Genomic DNA, 16,639 nt, shown 5'->3' with positions numbered 1-16,639 from the left:
CCATGCTGGAAGACATCGCCATCCTCACCGGTGGCCAGGTCATCTCGGAAGACCTCGGCATCAAGCTCGAGAATGTCGGCCTCAACATGCTCGGCCGCGCCAAGAAGGTGTCGATCTCGAAGGAGAACACCACGATCGTCGACGGCGCCGGCAAGAAGGCCGAGATCCAGGGCCGCGTCGCCCAGATCAAGCAGCAGATCGAGGAGACCACCTCGGACTACGACAAGGAGAAGCTGCAGGAGCGTCTGGCCAAGCTCGCGGGCGGCGTCGCGGTGATCCGCGTCGGCGGCGCGACCGAGGTCGAGGTCAAGGAAAAGAAGGACCGCGTTGACGACGCTCTGAACGCGACCCGCGCGGCTGTGGAAGAAGGCATCGTCGCCGGCGGCGGCGTCGCGCTGCTGCGCGCTTCGGCCAACGTCAAGGCCACCGGCGCCAATGCCGACCAGGACGCCGGCATCAACATCGTTCGTCGCGCGCTGCAGGCTCCGGCCCGCCAGATCGCGGCCAACGCCGGTGCCGAAGCCTCGATCGTCGCGGGCAAGATCCTCGAGAACAAGGCTGCGACCTACGGCTTCAACGCCCAGACCGGCGAGTATGGCGACATGATCGGCATGGGCATCGTCGACCCGGTCAAGGTCGTGCGCACCGCTCTCCAGGACGCGGCCTCGGTTGCCGGCCTGCTCGTCACCACCGAAGCCATGATCGCCGAGGCTCCGAAGAAGGAAGCCGCCGGCGGTATGCCGGGCGGCATGCCCGGCGGCGGCATGGGTGGCATGGGCGGCATGGATTTCTAAGGAAATCCATAAGCACGCCCATCAACTAACAATGCTCAAGCCCGCTTGCGGGCTTGAGTGGCGGCATGGACTTCTAAGAAGTCCTACCCATATCGCGAATACGGAAAGGGCGGCAGAGATGCCGCCCTTTTTCGTTGTTGCCAAGAGCTAGTGGCTATTCAGACGGCTGCGTCGGCGCGCTGCGCTACCCTGCCGGAACGCACCGCCGCCTCGACCAGGGCCACCACTTCGTCGGCCACGACAGCGAGCGCCGAGCGGTCGCGGGTGGCGCGGGCGATCACCATCAGGCCTTCGAGCGAGGATTCGACCAGCAGCGCCAGCGCCTGCGCGCGGTGCTCCGGCACCCCTGCCCGCACGAATGCCAGGCGCAGCAGGCCGATCCATTGCTCGAAGGCGGCGCGGCAGATTTCGGCGAGGTCCGGCACATCGTTCGGCGCATCCAGGACCACCGGCGCGACCGGGCAGCCGAGCGAGAACTGGTTTTCCTCGAGCATCTGCTCCACCGACCGGTAGATGTGACGGACAGCGACCGCAGGGTCGCTCTCAGCGGCAAGATCGGCGCCGAGCCTCTCGGTGACCTTCGCCACGCTGTCGCGCGTCACCTCGACGACCAGCTGATCCTTGCCGCCCGGAAAATGGAAATAGAGCGAGCCGCGCGGCGCGCCGCTGGCGCTCAGAATGTCGTTGAGCGACGTGCCGTGATAGCCGCGCTGCCTGATGAGCAGCGCCGTCGCCTCGATCATGCGGGTGCGTGTGTCGGTCGCCACATCAACCTCAATGTCAACCTCTGTCAGGAGTGCGCATTATAGGGCTTGCCAAGAATATGACAATCGGTCTACATAATATGTAAATCGGTCTACATATTTCGGAGGCGAGAATGCGAACCTATCGACTGGAGGGTCAAGGCGGCATCGACGGACTGGTGATGCACGAGCAGTCGGCGCCCCGGCCCGGCGCGCATCAGATCGTCATGCGGGTGCGCGCCACCTCGCTCAACCGGCGCGACACGATGATCCTCGACGGCACCTATCCGCTGACGCCGCGGCCGGGCATCGTGCCGCTGAGCGACGGCGCCGGCGAGGTGGTGGCGATCGGCGACGGCGTCACGCGCTTTGCCGTCGGCGACCGCGTCACCGGTAGTTATTTCGCGCGCTGGATCGACGGCCGCATGCATCCGGGCATTGTCGACCAGCTCGGCTGCACGCTGGACGGCATGCTTTCGGAATACGTCTTGCTCGATGAGCAATGGGCCGTGCGGCTGCCCGAGCATCTCTCATGGCATGAAGCGGCGACCTTCACCTGCGCCGGGCTGACCGCCTGGAGCGCGCTGACGGGCGCGGAGATTCCGAAGCCCGGGCAATGGGTTCTCACCATCGGTTCAGGCGGCGTCGCAGTGTTTGCGCTGCAGTTCGCCAAGCTCGCCGGCTGCCGCGTGGCGGCCGTCACCTCGCGCGCCGGGAAGACCGACAGGCTGCGGGCGCTCGGCGCCGATCTGGTCATCGCAACGAGCGAGACGCCGGAATGGGGCCTGAGGCTGCGCGAGGCGACCGGCGGCATCGACCTGGTCGTCGATACCGACGGCCCGGCGACCTTCGCGCAATCGCTGATCGCCAGCTCGCTTTACGGACGCATCGTGCTGCTCACCGTGCAGGACCAGAAGGGCAAGCCGGTCGAGATTCCGGGTTCCGTCTATCAGCGCAGCCTCGCCACCATAAGCCGCGTCTTCGTCGGCAGCCGCAACGGGCTGGAGGCGATGCTCGCCGCTGTTGCCACGCATCGGCTGAAGCCGGTGATCGACAGGGTCGTTCCCTTCGCCGAGGCACGCGAGGCCTACCTTCATTTCCAGCAGGGCGACGTCTTCGGCAAGGTCGTCATCGACGGCGCATGACCAACCAGAGAGGAGGAACAGCAATGACAATGCGCGACGCTTCGGCCGAATGGCAAGGCACGCTCAAGGAGGGATCCGGCCGGCTGCGGCTGGGCAGCGGTGCGTTCGAAGGCGCCTATTCCTTCCCGTCCCGCTTCGAAAACGGCCCCGGCACCAATCCGGAGGAACTGATCGCGGCAGCGCATGCCGGCTGCTTCTCGATGGCGCTCAGCGCCATTCTCGGCCGCGAAGGCCACATTCCGGGCAGCATCCGCACGATCGCCAAGGTGCATCTCGGCGCCACCTCAGATGGGCCGACGATCACCCGCATCGAGTTGGAGACCGAGGCCAACGTCGCGGGCCTGTCGGGCGAGGACTTCGAGCGGCTGGCGCAGAAGGCCAAGGCGACTTGCCTGGTCTCGCGGGCGCTCGCAGGCGTCGCTGCGATCACGCTCAAGGCGAACCTCATAGAGCACTGAGACGGAAGGAAAAATCCAATGACCCAGGAATTCATCGTCGACACCGCCGCCGCCAAGCGCTCCGACGAGACGGCCGAGATCATGCGGCGCTACAACGACGTCTTCCAGAGGCACGACCCGTCGGCGCTCGCCGAACTGGTGGCCCAGGACTGCGTGATCGAGAACACCACTCCGGCGCCGGACGGCGCCCGGCGCGTCGGCAAGGCCGCCTGCGTCGAGCTGTGGTCGGCGATCGCCACCGCACCCGGAATGCGCTTCGATCTGGAAGAGACATTTGTCGCCGGCGACCGGGCGACGATCCGTTGGCGCTTTCTGGATGTCCGACGGCAATTCGCTGCGCGGCGTCAACCTGATGCGTGTCGCGGACGGGCGGATCGTCGAGGCCATGGGTTACGTGAAGGGATAGGGCCTGGCGCGGAAAGCCGCGCTCAGGCCCAGCCCGGAATCCCCCCGCCAAGGTTAGGATTCCGGGCAACTCGCATTGCCGCGTCGCTTTAGCGCGCGATCCTGTTGAGCTTCACGAAGGTCTTGGGGCTGCGCTGGATCGTCTGGAAGATCACGCAGTAGCGGTCGGTGAGCTCAAGCAGTTCCGTCAGCCTTTTTTGCGGAGCGTCCGTTTCGATATCGAACCGCAAACGGATCTCCTTGAAGCCGACCGGCACGCCTTCGGTGACACCGAGTGTGCCGCGAAGATCGACGTCGCCCTCGGCGGAGATTTCCGCCGACTTGATCGGAATCTCGAGCACCGCGGCGGCCGCCCGCATCGAGACGCCGGCGCAGGCGATCAGCGCCTCCAGCAGCATATCGCCCGAGCAAAGCTCCCGCCCGCTGCCGCCGGCCTTCGGATGGATGCCGGCCAGCGCGAGGCCGCGGCCGGTCTCGACCTTGCAGGTCACCCTGGAGTCGTCGGCGCTGCCCTTGGCTTTCAGCGTAAGAAGCGCCGCCCGGGCATCCTTGCGATATAGATCCTTGATCGGCTCCTGCGTGGCGCGAAATGTCGCGATGTCCATGCATATTCTCCTGTCGTTGAGCGTGGTTCGTGGAGGTCGTGCGTCATCGCCGGGCTATTCCGGCAGGCTCACACCGGAGCCTCCGAGCTCGGCCGGAAAATCCTTCAGCTTCGGCAAGCCGTCCTTCATCGGCATCACCGTCTCGGCGTAGTTGACATGGACGCCCGGCGTGAATTCCACCGTCGGTATCGTGGCCGCATAGACGTCGACCAGGCCGAGCGGCGGATGATCCGTCATCAGGTGACCGCCGCATTTGGTGCAATACTGACGATCGCTCATCTTCGATTTCCTGAAGCCGGACAGGAATTCGGCACCCTTGGTGACCTTGACGTTCTCCGGCTTCCACAGCGTGAAGGCGTTCACGGGAGACGCCGACCACGACCGACAGGAACTGCAATGGCAATAGCCCATGGCCTCGGCCGATCCGTGGACTTCGATTTCCACGGCGCCACAAAAACACCCGCCCTTATGTACCGTCATGACTCACATCCTTCCTTGAGTTCGACTGCGCTTGAGCGCCCGATTTGAGTCGAAGCTCAGCGCCTGGCGGGTTTAAAGCTTCCGGCAACGAACGGAATGACGCGGCGTCCGCCTCACTTGACAGCGCGTCCGGAACTCGAAAGGGATGTCGCGCCGGGTTGCCGCGCAACTAGAGCGTTTCACCGTTTCACGGAAACGGCGAACCGCTCTATCTTCTTGTTTTGACGCAATTCCGGACGGAAAACCGCTCACACTTTTCCTGGAATTGCTCTAGCGGGACTTGGGTGGAATGGCCGGGGACGCTCTGTCTGACCTGTTGAAAACGGTGCGCCTCACCGGGGCGACATTTTTCGACATCGAAGCCCAGGACCCATGGGCGGTCTGCTCGCCCTCGCCCGCTTCGATATTGCCGAGGATACTGCCGGGCGCGGATCACCTGATCTCCTACCACGTGCTGACAGCCGGCCATTGCTTCGCGCGCATCATCGGCAAGGAGGCTATTCCCGTCGAGGCCGGCGAGGTCGTAGTCTTCACCAACAGCGACCCGCATATCATGTCGAGCACGCCGGACCTTCGGGCCGACCCGCCGACCGCGGATGTCCTGGAGATCGCGGCCGCCAGCCAGACGCCGTTTCCCATCAACTACGTCAAGGACGGATCGTTGTCGGCCCGGCTGGTCTGCGGCTATCTCGCTTGCGATGCCCTGCCGTACAATCCGCTGCTCGAAGCGCTGCCGCCGATCATCAAGGCCGGAGACGTGAAAGGCGATGGCGGCTGGCTCGGCCAGTTCATCAAGCTGGCGGTGTCGGAGGTCGCGGAAAAGCGGGCGGGCAGCGAGACGGTGCTCACCAAGCTCAGCGAGCTGATGTTCGTCGACGTCCTGCGCCGCTATGTGGAGTCACTGCCGCCGCAGCAAACCGGCTGGCTGGCGGGCCTGCGCGATCCGCATCTGAGCAAGGCGCTGGCGCTGATCCACGACCGGCCGGCGCATAGTTGGACTGTGGAGGCGCTGGCGAAGGAGGCCGCGCTGTCGCGCACGGTGCTCGCCGAGCGCTTCACGAAACTCGTCGGCATGCCGCCGATGCACTATCTCGCCAAATGGCGGATGCAGATCGCCTCGGAATTGCTCAGCGCCGGAAACAGCAACGTGGCGAACATCGCGGCCGAAATCGGCTACGAATCCGAGGCTGCGTTCAGCCGCGCCTTCAAGAAGATGATCGGCGTCCCGCCCTCGGCCTGGCGGCTTGGGGTTCGGCCTGCGCCCGGTTCCGGAGGCGACGAGGCTTCCGATACCGAAAGCGAACCGGCCGACACTGCAGCGGACTAGCGATCCGCCAGCGCCAGCTTGGCGCCCAGCATGATGAAGGCGGCGGCGAAGCTGCGGCGCATCCAGGTCAGCACCCTCGGCCGCGACACGACATGGCTGCGGACCGCGGCGGCGAACACGCCGTAGACGGCGAAGACGACGAAAGTCATCAGCATGAAGACGCCGGAGAGCTCAAGCATCCTGGCAAAAGCATGCGGCTCGGTGGTGCTGACGAATTGCGGCAGGAAGGCGAAGAAGAAGATCGACAGCTTCGGGTTGAGGATGTTGACCAGGACGCCGGAGGTGATGACCTTGCCGGTCGAGCGCGGCGCGACGTTCTCGTCGATACTCAGGCCACCCCGCTCCTTCAGCGTGTTCCAGGCCATGTAGAGCAGATAGGCGACGCCCAGATATTTCAGCGTCTCGAAGGCGACGGCACTGGTGTGCAGCACCGCGGCAAGGCCGGTGACGGCCGCCGCCATATGCGGGATGATGCCCAGCGTGCAGGCGAAGGCAGCGACGATCGAGGCGCGCGCGCCGCGCGAGAGTCCGGCGCTCAGCGTATAGAGAACGCCGGTGCCGGGCGAAGCGACGATAATCAGCGACGTCAACAGGAATTCGATGCTCACGGTTTCCTCCACAGTCCTGCCCGCGCGGCAAGGTATCGAGCGGCGTGAGGGTGGGCAAGCGTCCGCGAGAGCGTAATCTCCCCCCTTGTGGGGGAGATGGCCGGCAGGCCAGAGGGGGGCGCGAAGGAATGCCGACCTCCGGTTCCCCGGCCGAAATCTACTCCGATGTGCGACTGAACCTCAGTTGAGACGCCGGCGGGACAGCGCCCCCCTCTGCCCTGCCGGGCATCTCCCCCACAAGGGGGGAGATTGGCAGTTCGAGCGCCAGCCCAAACGCCGCCCTCGCCATCAGGCAGTCGTCGCCGCCGGGCATGCAGGCGCGGCAGACATGCGGGCGGGCTTCGTAAATCGCGCAGGCAGTCCCCTTGCCTACTTCGCCGCCAAGCGCAGAGCAGCGGCTGCCCTCGCAGCGCATGCCGGACTGGTCGGCGGCGACGAATGCTTCGGGGATGCGGTCGAGTTCGGCATCCTCTTCCGTCGAGAAGCGCGGCCAGTCGGCCGAATAGGCGCAGCAGGCGCCGCAGCTCTGGCAATCGAAGGCGGTCGATACGTCGGCCAGGATCGGGAAGGAGTGGTCGTGCGGCAAGGCGATCCTCATACTGGCACTGCCTCTAGCACAGAGCGCGGGAAAACACCCTCGCCGGCCGAACAAGATTTTTTTATTTTGCCGGGAACCCTTTCGCCGGCTGACGGTTTTATTCCTGCTGTCGGCAAATTCACGAGCAATCTGAAAGAGCTGATAGCAAAAGACGCCTCCCGCGCCGTAAAAAGCGCGAGAGGCGTTTTCTATTGACCCTACATGATGGTGCTCATCATCGGCAGGATTTCATAGCGGAAGCCGCGGCCTGACCGCACGACGGGATCGCCGTCGGCTATCGCCCGCGCCTCGGCCTCCGTGTCGACATGCAGGATGCAGAGTCCCCACGGGCCGGCCGGATCGGCGACCGGGCCGGCGATCATCATCGTGCCGGCCCGAAGCTGGCCGCGCAGATAGTCGGCATGCGCGTTCATCAGCGCCCTTTCTTCCTCCGTCAGGGTGAAGGCGAAATCCGGCCGTGGCGGGATCAGCCGGCAATGGAAAACGGCTGGTGCCTTGCTGGCGGTCTCCTTGGCAAGGAAGTCGCCGAGCCAGCCCAGCACCCGTTCCCAGCCGGAACCGTGGTCGCGGCAGGAATCCTTGCGCGCGCCGAAACCGTCGTGGCGCAGCGTCAGCCGCGTGCCGTTCTCCACCGCTTCCAGCGTGTAGGTAACGGTGGTGACATGATCGCCGTCCCACGGCGCTATCCAGGTCATCACCAGGCGATGCGGCGGCTCGACCTCGAGATATTCGCCGCCAACGTGGAAATCCTGCCCGTCGGCGCCTTTGCCTTCCGAGCGCCAGGCGCCGCCCGGCCGGACATCGGCCATGTGTTTCGTCGTCCGGTACATGTCGTCCGCGCCCCACCAGAGCGGAATCTGATCTTCAGCGGTGATCGCGCGGAACACGCGCTCGGGCGGCACCGCTATCGTTACCGTGGCGAGGATCGTGCCCGCCGAAACGTCCGCGATCGCGCGCGGTCTGTCATCGCTCGCCATCACTCGTTCTCCAGATAGGATTTGAGATTGCCGAGGCTCTGCTGCCAGAAGTCCCGGTAGGGAAGGATCCAGTCGGCGACGTCCTTCAGTTCGGCCGGCTCCAGCCGATAAACGCGCTCGCGCCCCTGCCGCTGCTCGGAGACGACGTTGAGTTCGCGCAGGATCCGCAGATGCTTGGAAATCGCCGGCCGGCTTTGCGCGAAGGCGGAGGCCAGCTCGTTGACCGGCGCCGGCCCTTGCCGCAGCCGGTCGAGGATGGCGCGCCGCGTCGGATCGGCAATGGCGCGGAAGACGGAACGGTCCTGCTCAGCCTGCGGCATGATACGTATCCATTTGGTTACGTATTATGCCGAAATGCGGCACCGGTCAATTCTGCCCGACCGGCGACCAGGTGTTCGTTGGTGGCTCAGCGCTCCTGGTCGGTCGGGCGGATCAGGATTTCGTTGATGTTGACGCGCGGCGGCTGGCTGACGGCAAAGAGGATTGCGTTGGCGATATCCTCGGCGGTCAGCGCTTCCATGGTGGCGAGGCGGTGCTCGAGTCCGGCCTTGAACTCCTCGTTGGTGATGTGGTCGCCGAGTTCGGTTCGCACCAGGCCTGGCTCGATGACGGTGACGCGCACCTTATCGGCATAGACTTCGCGGCGCAGCGACTCCGAAAAGGCGACGACGCCGAACTTGGTTGCCGCATAGCCGCTGGCACCCGGGTTGGCGACGCGGCCGGCCACCGAGGAGACGTTGACGACATGGCCCTTGGAAGCCTTGAGATGCGGCAGCGCCGCCTTGGTGGTTCCCATCAGGCCGATCAGGTTGAGCTCGATCATGCGGCGCCAGTCGTCGAGATTGGCCTCGGCCGCCGGTGCAAGCAGCATGACGCCGGCATTGTTGACGAGGATGTCGAGCCGGCCCCATTTGGAAACGACCTTGTCGACCATGGCAATAATGTCGCCGCCCTTGGCGATGTCGGCTTCGATGGCGAGCGCGGTGCCGCCGGCTTTCTCGATGCGGCTGACCAGCGTCGCGAGGCGATCGATGCGGCGGGCGGCGACGGCCACCTTCGCGCCGGCGGCGGCAAGTGCCGCGGCCGTCGCTTCGCCGATGCCGGATGAGGCGCCGGTGACGAGCGCGACCTTACCCGAGAGGGAGCAATTTGCGGATGTCATGAGATTTCTCCAGGTACCCGCCCTTCCCACCACATAGGCCGCGCAGTCCTTTCTTGAAGTCCGCCATCGGAGCAGTTGACACAATTGCGGCCCATGCCGCCGCGCTGGAGTCTAATCCTGCTCGTGCGGCCCCGGCTCCGGCCAAGGCTCCTTCGCTGCCTCCGCGTACCAATGCAGCATTGCCGGCGTCGCCAGCATTGCATCGACATAGGCGCGGGTGACGGGCGCAAGCTCGCCACCATAGGTGTCGAAGCGGGTGACGATGGGCGCATACATGGCGTCCGCCGCGGTGAAATGGCCGAACAGGAACGGGCCGCCCTGGCCATATTGCTCGCGACACTGCCGCCAGATCGCCTCGATGCGCGTCCGTTGCGCCTCGCCTTCGGCGTCGAGCGGCTTGTGGGCCCTCGGACGGCGCAGATTCATCGGCCAGCCGTAGCGGACCTCCCTGAAGCCGGAATGCATCTCGGTCGCCACGGAACGTGCCAGGGCACGCGCGCCGCGATCGTCCGGCCAGAGTTTTTTCTCCGGAAACAGGTCGGCCAGATATTCAAGGATGGCAAGGGTTTCCCAAACGATCCTGCTATTGTGATTCAACACCGGAACCAGTCCCGTCGGCGACACCCTGGCGAGATTGGCGGCGGTCTCCGGCGTGCGCAGCCGCACGAAGCTTTCCTCGAAAGGGATATCCAGGTGCTTCATCGCCACCCAGGGCCTGAGCGACCAGGACGAAAAGCATTTGTTGCCGATGTAGAGTGTGAACTCAGCCATGATCGCCCCGTTTGGTGCCGCTTGCGGCGTCAGGCTAACCGCTCCGCCCTCCCCATGAAAGTCTTCGCCGCGACGTGGCAGGCCGCACGGGAACCCGAACGTTGTCCGCTCGTTGTCGTGTCGGATGCAGCTATCGCATCCTGCTCCCATTCCAGACCCAGGAGATGCGGATATGGTGAACAGGGATCAGGTCGTCGGGCTCGCCAAGCAGGTGAAGGGCTCGGTCAAGCAGGCGGCCGGCAAGGCCACCGGCAGCCGGCGCATGCAGGTGGAAGGCGTGTCCGAAAAGATCGCCGGCAAGGTGCGCAAGGCCTATGGCGATGTGAAGGACAAGGCCCGCAAGGTGCTCTGATCCGTTCCATCCCTGGCGAGGCCGGTGCGCGACCCGCGCCGGCCTCTTCGTCGTTTGAGCAACCGAGTGCGCCAAGAGGGCCGGAAAGCTCGGGCACAGCCTAGAGGCGCAACTCTTCCCCCAGACTTCCCGGCTCAGGTGGCCCAGCTTTTGGCGAAGGCGTTGGTGAAGATGACCTCGCCGTGGTCTCCGGCCGCCTCGCCCAGGACCACGTCCAGGTGGTCATCGGTCACCCGCGCCAGCGCGAAGCCACCCATGAAGGCCGCCTTCGGCTTGACGAGATCGAGCCCGTCGCGCTGGTAGATCATCGGCACCGCGTGCTGATGGCCGTGGAAAATCGCGATCACATTGTAGCCCTTCAGCGCGGCGATGAGCGCCTGGCGGTCGGCCTCGCCCCACCAGTGCGGTCGGCCGGCGCCGTCGTCGTCATAGGTGCGCTTTGCCGGATCCCAGCGCTCGATCGAGAAGGTGTCCCAGCCATAGTGCTGGAACAGGATGACCGGGCGGCCGTCGCCGGCATAGGTCGCCAGATCCTGCTTCAGCCAAGGCAGGCTGTTTATCGCGCCGTGGCCGGTGTCGCCGGCGAAGCGATGCGTCTGGACGAGATGCAGGCCGCCCCAGTCCCAGGAATAGCAGTCGGTGCCGACGTCGTAATTGGTCGCCGGCACCGGCGGCTTGAAGAAGACGCCGGGGCGATGGTTGACCTCGACATAGTCGCGCATCTCGCGGCGGTACCAGTCGACCTGCCGCTTCGGCCCGTTCTGGTCGAGATCGTGATTGCCGAGCCCGACATAAACCGGGATATGCACGCGATCGGGGCCGATGCCTTGCTGGTAGCGCTGACTGAACTGCAGAAGCTGCGTGCCCTCGCGCGGCTGGGTGATCTGGCCGCCGCCGTCATCGGTGATGTCGCCGCCGGTGACGAGCCCGAGCGGCGTGCCGACGCGCGTGCCGGCCGAGCGCAGGCCGGTGGCCGCGCCGTTGATCTCGGTCGGCCACTCCTTGTCGTCGATTGCGTTGAGCGCCGCCACATTGCGCAGCAATGCCGCGTCGGTCTTGCCCTCCTGCTCGCAATGCGGGCTCAGCCCGCTCGCCATGCGGCAGGCATGGATGTCGGCGATGAACAGGAAGGTGGCATCGATCGGCTGGATGCGCCGGCCGGTCTGAGCGAAGGCAGAGCGCGGCAGGGCGCAAGTCGCGGCAAGGCCAGCCAGGAAATCGCGGCGGGACAAGGATGCTGAGGACAGGCGATTCATCGTCGCTCGATTGAACATTTTCAGCGCCGAATCGTCCAGATCGGCGGCCGGCGGACTTTTCAAGCCTTGGTTGAATCGTGAAGGGCACTTGGGTCGACAGCGCGATAAGGGTCTGTCATTCCTTCCAGGACGCATCCAGGAGGACGCAATGAAACCCATGACGACCGGCATGGCGCTTGCCATGCTAGCCCTCGCCGGCACCGCCGAGGCTGCCGACTGCGTCGACGCCAAATCCGCCAAGGCGGGTTTCGTGCTGGAGAAGCCCGGCATCCGCAGCGAGTTCCGGCCGGCGCCGGGCGGCATGGTCGCGGTCGCCAACAACTACCAGTCGCAGTCGCCGCAGACGCAATATCTCTATGCCGGGCTGATCGAGGTGTTTCGCGACAGCGACACCGGCCGGCTGTCGATGATCCCGCTCGGTGACCTCAAGAAACTGTTCCCGCTGAAGGCGGGCGGCAAGAGCAAGACCGAGTTCGTGCGGCTCTCGTCAAAGAAGACGCCAAAGGGCACCGAAACGCTGGCTTTGGCCGTCAAGGGCAAGGAGACCTATAAGCTCGGTGACTGCAAATACAATGTGCTGGCGGTGAACGAGACGCTGACCGGCGATTCCGGCGCGGTGATCGACAGCTTCACCGCGCTCTATTCGCCCGACCTGCAAGCCGTGCTGGCGCGGCGCTACGACGAAGGGACGAGCGCGCAGAGCGAGGTGGGTTTCGAGACGATCAAGCCGCTGAGGGAGTGAAGCCGACGTTGCGGCATCGACGGGGCGATCCTTAACACCGCCTCTGTCCCGGCGGCATCAGCGGATGGTCTGCCGTCGCAACACCCTGCGGCGTCGCCTGGCTGCCAAACCGTTCTGTGACGGCGGAGGCTGGACCCGGTCCAGCCCCGCCAGGCACTCCCGCAACACTCCCGCATTCTGCGATGTCTTGGCCATCGACATCGCTCCGGAGTAGGCCGCTACCGTCAACGCCGCAAACCGGTCCGGATCGGTCCCGCCCTCTCCGCCGCTCGCTTGATCGCTCCGCACCTTGTCGGCGATGGCCTGCCGCCAGCCGGCGAAAATATCGGCCAGCGCAACACGGAAATCGGCATCGGCGAGCGACAGTTCATGCGCCAGGTTGTTGAGCGGGCAGCCGCGCACATACCCCTGCTGTTCGAGCTCGGCCGCCACCGCTTCAAACACTGTGCGAACGCCTTCGCGGGCCGAAGGCGCCGCCCGCACCGGCTCGATCCAGGTCTGTTGAACCGCGGCCGCCACGCGCTCGTCGATCACCGCCAGCGCCAGCGCCTTCTTGGTCGGGAAATGGTGGTGAAGCGCGCCGCCGGTGACGCCGGCCGCCGCCATCAGATCGCCGAGGCTGGAGGCGTGGTAGCCGCGCGCCTGGAAGGATTCCTCCGCCACGTCGAGCACGCGGCGGCGCATACCTTCGGGATCGTTGGTACGTTTCCTGCGCATCGCCGTCTCCCCTTCTCCCCTTGTGGGAGAAGGTGCCTGAACAAAGTGAAGGCGGATGAGGGGTGCTCCAGCCTGGCAAGGACGGCGATCCGTCCAGCACCCCTCATCCGTCTTGGCGCTGCGCGCCAATCCACCTTCTCCCACAAGGGAAGAAGGAAAGGAAAAGATATCAGATTGACAAAACAGGACAACCGGTCTGTTTTGCAAACAGGACAATCACCCTGTTTTGGAACCGAAGATGGATCTTGCTCGAAACGACACCTCGCTCCGCCCTGCCTCGCCGGTTGTGGAGCTCCGGCAATACACACTGAAACCCAGCAAGCGCGAAACGCTGATTGCGCTCTTCGACCGGGAGTTCGTCGAAACGCAGGAAGCAACCGGGATGACCGTCATCGGCCAGTTCCGCGACCTCGACCGCCACGACATGTTCGTCTGGCTGCGCGGCTTCGATGACATGGAGGCTAGAAAAGACGCGCTCACCGCCTTCTACGGAGGGCCGGTCTGGGCCAAGCATCGCGACGCCGCCAATGCGACGATGATCGATTCCGACGATGTGCTGCTTCTGAAGCCGGCGTGGAAAGATGCGGGCTTCAACCTGTCGGGACTGAAACGACCGGCCGCGAGCGAAGCCGAAAACAAAAGCCGGAATAGTCGTTTAGACGGCATTGTTGAGATATGGATTCACCATTTGCGCCCAGGCATGGAAGCTGGCTTCGCCGAGCGTTTCCAGGCGGAAGCGGTACCGCAGCTCACGGCAAATGGCGTGCGGCTGCTCGGCGCCTTCATCAGCGAGCATGCCGAAAACACCTTTCCCCGGCTGCCTGTGCGAGCCGGCGAAAATGTCTTCATCTGCGTCACCGGTTTCGACGACGAAACCGCCCATGCCCGATACAGCGCCGCCCTGGCTGCTTCGCGCGAGACCACGCGGGCCGATCGCCCGACCGAGACGCTGCGCCTGACGCCCACGGCCCGATCGCTGTTGAGGTAGTCACGCTTCCCCGTTCCGAAACGCCCCGGCGATCGCGCCGGCAATGAAGGCCGGCTCCTCCCAGTGTGGGTTGTGGCCGCAATCCTTCGCCCAGATAAGACGTGATCCCGCCAGCGCCCCAGCCAAATCCTGCTGGTGTGCCTGGCCGAAGAGCGGATCGCTGGCGCCCGCTATGATCAGCGTCCGGGCCCGCATGGCCCGCGCCGCGCCCCCCAGATCCGTCCTCCGGATTTCTTCCAGGATGGCGCGCCAGCGGGCCGCCGGCATCGCCGAAGCGTCCTTCGCCATGCCGGCTAGAAAGGCCTGCGGCACGCCGGGTCCGCATTGATGCCACCAGTCGTAGAATGGATCGGCCGGCAAGATCGGGTCGCGAAGCGCCGCCACACCGGCGACCAGCGGATGGTCCGGCGTCATGCCGGGATTCAGCGTAGTGGCCAGCAGTGCCAGGCCGCCTACGAGTTCCGGATGCCGTGCAGCCAATTGCATGGCGACCATGCCGCCAAGCGAATGGCCGACGACGACCGGCCGTTCGAGCCGCAGGCGCCGGATCAATCCAGCGACGTCGTCGGCGAAGTCGGCGATGCCAAAGCCCCTGCCCGCCTGCGAGGCGCCGTGGCCACGCAGGTCCGGCATGATCAGCCGCCGACCGGAAAGATGCGGCGCCAGCAAGGAGAAGCTGCGGCTGGTATCGGTGAAGCCGTGCACCAGGACGAGCGGCGGTCCCGAACCGGCGACCTCGACATAGGCAAGATCGAGCCCGCCGACATCGGCGAACCGCTTGCGGCCGGCCCAGGCGCCCTGCTCTGCCTCCTGCTCCGGCAGATCCAATGCCGCCGGCCTCACAGTCCGAGCTTTTCCTTGACCGCGGCAAGGCCGGGCCTGCCGTCGAAAGTGGTGACGCCTGCAAGCCACGCGTCGAGACGGTCCTTGTTCAAGGTGATCGACTTGAGCGCCCCTTCCTCCGGCTTCATGCCGTCATTGATGAGGTAGCCCATGCCGACATTCTCCAGATCGATGTCGAAGACGAGATTGTTCAGCAGCAGCGCGACGTTCGGGCATTCCTGCAGGTAGCCCTTGCGCACCTGCGTCGTCACCGTCGCGGCACCGAAATTCGGGCCGAAGAACTTGTCGCCGCCGGTCAGGTACTGGAAGTCGTACATCGTGTTCATCGGATGCGGCGCCCAGCCCTGGAAGACGATGAACTGCTTCTCCTTGATCTCGTAACCGACCTCCGAAAGCATGCCGGCTTCGCTGGATTCGACCACCTGCCAACCGTCGAGCTGGAACTGAGGGTCGGCGATGGCGTCCATCATCAGCTGGTTGGAGCCGGGCTCGATGCCGTACATCTTCTTCCCGAATTTATCGGCGAATTTGTGCAGGTCGGACAGGTCCTTGACGCCGGCTTCCCAGACATAGGTCGGCACGGCGAAGGTGTATTTGGCGCCCACCAGATTGACGCGCACGTTCTCGATCGAGCCGTCCTGCTTGTAGGGCGCATAGTAGGTGACCATGGCCGGGTCCCAGTAGCCGAGGAACAAGTCGAGGTCTTTGTTCTTCAGGCCTTCATAGATGACGTTGATGCCGAGCACCTCGCTTTGCGGCTCATAGCCGAGCCCCTGAAGCAGGACCTTGGCAACGCCTGTGGTGAACGCGAGATCGTTCCAGCCGGGCTCCGCCATGCGGACCACCCTGCACTGCTCCGGCTCGGCCGCATAAGCCGTTTGAGCAGCCACCATCAAGGCAGCGAGACAGACGCCATTCGCAAGCATGCGCAACATTCCGGTTCTCCTCATCGATATTTGTTGACCTAGTGGTCTATTTGTTGTCCCATTGGTCAATCATTGATCTGAGCGGACGAAAATGTCAACGTGGATTCGCAATGCATGGATCGAGCCGGTGAAACTCAGGCGTCTCAGCGACATCCGCCGCAAGGAGTTGCGGCAGGCGGCCTTCGCGGTGCTGGAGCGCGAAGGCATTGCCGGCGCGACGCTGGAAAAGGTGGCGGCCCAGGCCGGCGCCTCGAAGGGCATCGTGCTTCATTATTTCCGCAACAAGCAGGAATTGTTCGAGCACGCGATGCGCGAGGCCAATGCCGTGCTGTGCAACGCCGTGGTGGCGCGTCTCAAGCGGGCGCGGACGCCGATGGAGCGGCTGGATGCGGTGATCGAGGGCAATTTCGAGGAGCATCTGTTCCTGCCGCCGCTCTGCCATGCCTGGCTTTCGCTCTGCGCCGAGGTGCCGCGCGACGAGAAGCTGGCGCGCATCCAGAGGGTGATTCACGCCCGCATGCGCTCGAACCTGTTGTCCGGCCTGCGCGGCCTCGCTTCGCCGGAGGCCGCCGACGAGATCGTGCTCGGCATCACGGCTTTGATCGACGGGCTGTGGCTCAGGCTCGGCCTGCAGCCGGGCAGCGTCACGCGAGAGCAGGCGGTCCGCCAAGTGAAGGATTATGTCGCAGGACGCCTCACCATGCGCCAGCCGGCGCCCGCCGGCCTGGCCTCGGCCGGATAA

At 65.0% G+C, this 16,639-nt stretch carries 20 protein-coding genes and 2 pseudogenes; 9 read left to right on the top strand and 13 right to left on the bottom strand.

Translation table 11 applies throughout. The features are described 5' to 3' along the window. Positions 1-794 (top strand): chaperonin GroEL (groEL, locus tag RFN30_RS22290; protein ID WP_320264237.1); only part of this gene is annotated, 794 nt, incomplete at its 5' end. Between the two features lie 158 nt (positions 795-952). On the opposite strand, the gene RFN30_RS22285 is transcribed toward groEL, so the two are convergent. Next, a complete protein-coding gene (locus tag RFN30_RS22285) occupies positions 953-1,561 on the bottom strand; it encodes a TetR/AcrR family transcriptional regulator (RefSeq protein WP_320264236.1) in 609 nt (202 codons plus the stop codon). Between the two features lie 110 nt (positions 1,562-1,671). On the opposite strand from RFN30_RS22285, the gene RFN30_RS22280 reads away from it, so the two are divergent. From RFN30_RS22280 to RFN30_RS22270, 3 genes and pseudogenes are all read left to right on the top strand, one after another. Beyond that, on the top strand, positions 1,672-2,682 hold the full coding sequence (locus tag RFN30_RS22280; protein WP_320264235.1) for a zinc-dependent alcohol dehydrogenase family protein: 1,011 nt from the start codon (positions 1,672-1,674) through the stop codon (positions 2,680-2,682). A 23-nt stretch (positions 2,683-2,705) separates the two neighbouring features. Then, positions 2,706-3,140, top strand: a complete 435-nt coding sequence (locus tag RFN30_RS22275) for an OsmC family protein (RefSeq protein WP_320264234.1) — start codon at positions 2,706-2,708, stop codon at positions 3,138-3,140. 18 nt (positions 3,141-3,158) lie between these two features. Then, positions 3,159-3,546, top strand: a pseudogene (locus tag RFN30_RS22270) (nuclear transport factor 2 family protein). A gap of 88 nt (positions 3,547-3,634) precedes the next feature. On the opposite strand, the gene RFN30_RS22265 reads toward RFN30_RS22270, so the two are convergent. Together RFN30_RS22265 and RFN30_RS22260 are read right to left on the bottom strand one after the other, a co-directional pair. Further along, positions 3,635-4,150 carry an OsmC family protein gene (locus tag RFN30_RS22265; RefSeq protein WP_320264233.1) on the bottom strand — a complete coding sequence of 172 codons (516 nt, stop codon included), beginning with the start codon at positions 4,148-4,150 and terminating at the stop codon, positions 3,635-3,637. Positions 4,151-4,204: 54 nt separating this feature from the next. Then, a complete protein-coding gene (locus RFN30_RS22260; protein ID WP_320264232.1) occupies positions 4,205-4,630 on the bottom strand; it encodes a GFA family protein in 426 nt (141 codons plus the stop codon). A gap of 289 nt (positions 4,631-4,919) precedes the next feature. Here RFN30_RS22260 and RFN30_RS22255 point away from each other — a divergent pair, with 289 nt between their 5' ends. Beyond that, a complete protein-coding gene (locus RFN30_RS22255) occupies positions 4,920-5,957 on the top strand; it encodes an AraC family transcriptional regulator (RefSeq protein ID WP_320264231.1) in 1,038 nt (345 codons plus the stop codon). On the opposite strand, the gene RFN30_RS22250 is transcribed toward RFN30_RS22255, so the two are convergent. The 6 genes and pseudogenes from RFN30_RS22250 to RFN30_RS22225 form a co-directional block, all read right to left on the bottom strand. Then, positions 5,954-6,565: a LysE family translocator gene (locus RFN30_RS22250; RefSeq protein WP_320264230.1), complete on the bottom strand. Its 612-nt coding sequence runs from the start codon at positions 6,563-6,565 to the stop codon at positions 5,954-5,956. The genes RFN30_RS22255 and RFN30_RS22250 overlap by 4 nt on opposite strands. Positions 6,566-6,824: 259 nt before the next feature. Continuing rightward, positions 6,825-7,163: pseudogene (locus RFN30_RS22245) on the bottom strand (YkgJ family cysteine cluster protein); the annotation flags it as partial. Between the two features lie 197 nt (positions 7,164-7,360). Continuing rightward, positions 7,361-8,140: an SRPBCC domain-containing protein gene (locus tag RFN30_RS22240; protein ID WP_320264229.1), complete on the bottom strand. Its 780-nt coding sequence runs from the start codon at positions 8,138-8,140 to the stop codon at positions 7,361-7,363. Beyond that, positions 8,140-8,460, bottom strand: a complete 321-nt coding sequence (locus RFN30_RS22235) for an ArsR/SmtB family transcription factor (protein ID WP_320264228.1) — start codon at positions 8,458-8,460, stop codon at positions 8,140-8,142. Before RFN30_RS22235 ends, RFN30_RS22240 begins: the two co-directional genes overlap by 1 nt. 86 nt (positions 8,461-8,546) lie before the next feature. Then, a complete protein-coding gene (locus tag RFN30_RS22230) occupies positions 8,547-9,302 on the bottom strand; it encodes an SDR family NAD(P)-dependent oxidoreductase (RefSeq protein WP_320264227.1) in 756 nt (251 codons plus the stop codon). Between the two features lie 111 nt (positions 9,303-9,413). Next, positions 9,414-10,073 carry a glutathione S-transferase family protein gene (locus tag RFN30_RS22225; RefSeq protein WP_320264226.1) on the bottom strand — a complete coding sequence of 220 codons (660 nt, stop codon included), beginning with the start codon at positions 10,071-10,073 and terminating at the stop codon, positions 9,414-9,416. Positions 10,074-10,245: 172 nt separating this feature from the next. Between RFN30_RS22225 and RFN30_RS22220 the strand changes: the two genes are divergently transcribed. Then, the gene (locus RFN30_RS22220) at positions 10,246-10,425 is read left to right on the top strand and encodes a CsbD family protein (protein WP_320264225.1); all 180 of its coding nucleotides are present in this window, start codon (positions 10,246-10,248) and stop codon (positions 10,423-10,425) included. Positions 10,426-10,559: 134 nt separating this feature from the next. On the opposite strand, the gene RFN30_RS22215 is transcribed toward RFN30_RS22220, so the two are convergent. Continuing rightward, positions 10,560-11,681, bottom strand: a complete 1,122-nt coding sequence (locus RFN30_RS22215) for a metallophosphoesterase (protein ID WP_320264224.1) — start codon at positions 11,679-11,681, stop codon at positions 10,560-10,562. A gap of 148 nt (positions 11,682-11,829) precedes the next feature. Here RFN30_RS22215 and RFN30_RS22210 point away from each other — a divergent pair, with 148 nt between their 5' ends. Further along, the gene (locus RFN30_RS22210; protein ID WP_320264223.1) at positions 11,830-12,423 is read left to right on the top strand and encodes a hypothetical protein; all 594 of its coding nucleotides are present in this window, start codon (positions 11,830-11,832) and stop codon (positions 12,421-12,423) included. 57 nt (positions 12,424-12,480) lie between these two features. Here the strand turns inward: RFN30_RS22210 and RFN30_RS22205 are convergent, their stop codons facing one another. Then, positions 12,481-13,140 carry a TetR/AcrR family transcriptional regulator gene (locus RFN30_RS22205; RefSeq protein WP_320264222.1) on the bottom strand — a complete coding sequence of 220 codons (660 nt, stop codon included), beginning with the start codon at positions 13,138-13,140 and terminating at the stop codon, positions 12,481-12,483. A gap of 238 nt (positions 13,141-13,378) precedes the next feature. Between RFN30_RS22205 and RFN30_RS22200 the strand changes: the two genes are divergently transcribed. Next, positions 13,379-14,128, top strand: coding sequence for an NIPSNAP family protein (locus tag RFN30_RS22200; protein ID WP_320264221.1), 750 nt, complete (start codon positions 13,379-13,381; stop codon positions 14,126-14,128). On the opposite strand, the gene RFN30_RS22195 is transcribed toward RFN30_RS22200, so the two are convergent. Further along, complete coding sequence (locus tag RFN30_RS22195) at positions 14,129-14,971, bottom strand: alpha/beta fold hydrolase (protein WP_320264220.1); 843 nt, start codon at positions 14,969-14,971, stop codon at positions 14,129-14,131. Continuing rightward, on the bottom strand, positions 14,968-15,906 hold the full coding sequence (choX, locus tag RFN30_RS22190) for a choline ABC transporter substrate-binding protein (protein ID WP_320264219.1): 939 nt from the start codon (positions 15,904-15,906) through the stop codon (positions 14,968-14,970). The genes RFN30_RS22195 and choX overlap by 4 nt, the downstream gene beginning before the upstream one ends. Positions 15,907-15,988: 82 nt before the next feature. On the opposite strand from choX, the gene betI reads away from it, so the two are divergent. Then, positions 15,989-16,639 carry a choline-binding transcriptional repressor BetI gene (gene betI / locus RFN30_RS22185; protein WP_320264218.1) on the top strand — a complete coding sequence of 217 codons (651 nt, stop codon included), beginning with the start codon at positions 15,989-15,991 and terminating at the stop codon, positions 16,637-16,639.

Source organism: Mesorhizobium dulcispinae, from assembly GCF_033977345.1.
In the GTDB taxonomy this organism is placed as follows: domain Bacteria; phylum Pseudomonadota; class Alphaproteobacteria; order Rhizobiales; family Rhizobiaceae; genus Mesorhizobium; species Mesorhizobium dulcispinae.
Note: the sequence above shows the minus strand (reverse complement) of the source record. Positions and strands in the feature narration are given on the sequence as shown.

Bases quoted from the DNA above. Each gene is read 5' to 3' on its own strand.
- RFN30_RS22265 (WP_320264233.1), bottom strand. From the start codon at position 4,150: ATGGACATCGCGACATTTCGCGCCACGCAGGAGCCGATCAAGGATCTA.
- RFN30_RS22260 (WP_320264232.1), bottom strand. From the start codon at position 4,630: ATGACGGTACATAAGGGCGGGTGTTTTTGTGGCGCCGTGGAAATCGAA.
- RFN30_RS22225 (WP_320264226.1), bottom strand. From the start codon at position 10,073: ATGGCTGAGTTCACACTCTACATCGGCAACAAATGCTTTTCGTCCTGG.
- RFN30_RS22210 (WP_320264223.1), top strand. From the start codon at position 11,830: ATGAAACCCATGACGACCGGCATGGCGCTTGCCATGCTAGCCCTCGCC.
- RFN30_RS22220 (WP_320264225.1), top strand. From the start codon at position 10,246: ATGGTGAACAGGGATCAGGTCGTCGGGCTCGCCAAGCAGGTGAAGGGC.
- RFN30_RS22230 (WP_320264227.1), bottom strand. From the start codon at position 9,302: ATGACATCCGCAAATTGCTCCCTCTCGGGTAAGGTCGCGCTCGTCACC.
- RFN30_RS22280 (WP_320264235.1), top strand. From the start codon at position 1,672: ATGCGAACCTATCGACTGGAGGGTCAAGGCGGCATCGACGGACTGGTG.
- betI (WP_320264218.1), top strand. From the start codon at position 15,989: ATGTCAACGTGGATTCGCAATGCATGGATCGAGCCGGTGAAACTCAGG.
- choX (WP_320264219.1), bottom strand. From the start codon at position 15,906: ATGTTGCGCATGCTTGCGAATGGCGTCTGTCTCGCTGCCTTGATGGTG.
- RFN30_RS22255 (WP_320264231.1), top strand. From the start codon at position 4,920: ATGGCCGGGGACGCTCTGTCTGACCTGTTGAAAACGGTGCGCCTCACC.
- RFN30_RS22205 (WP_320264222.1), bottom strand. From the start codon at position 13,140: ATGCGCAGGAAACGTACCAACGATCCCGAAGGTATGCGCCGCCGCGTG.
- RFN30_RS22240 (WP_320264229.1), bottom strand. From the start codon at position 8,140: ATGGCGAGCGATGACAGACCGCGCGCGATCGCGGACGTTTCGGCGGGC.
- RFN30_RS22275 (WP_320264234.1), top strand. From the start codon at position 2,706: ATGACAATGCGCGACGCTTCGGCCGAATGGCAAGGCACGCTCAAGGAG.
- RFN30_RS22235 (WP_320264228.1), bottom strand. From the start codon at position 8,460: ATGCCGCAGGCTGAGCAGGACCGTTCCGTCTTCCGCGCCATTGCCGAT.
- RFN30_RS22200 (WP_320264221.1), top strand. From the start codon at position 13,379: ATGGATCTTGCTCGAAACGACACCTCGCTCCGCCCTGCCTCGCCGGTT.
- RFN30_RS22215 (WP_320264224.1), bottom strand. From the start codon at position 11,681: ATGAATCGCCTGTCCTCAGCATCCTTGTCCCGCCGCGATTTCCTGGCT.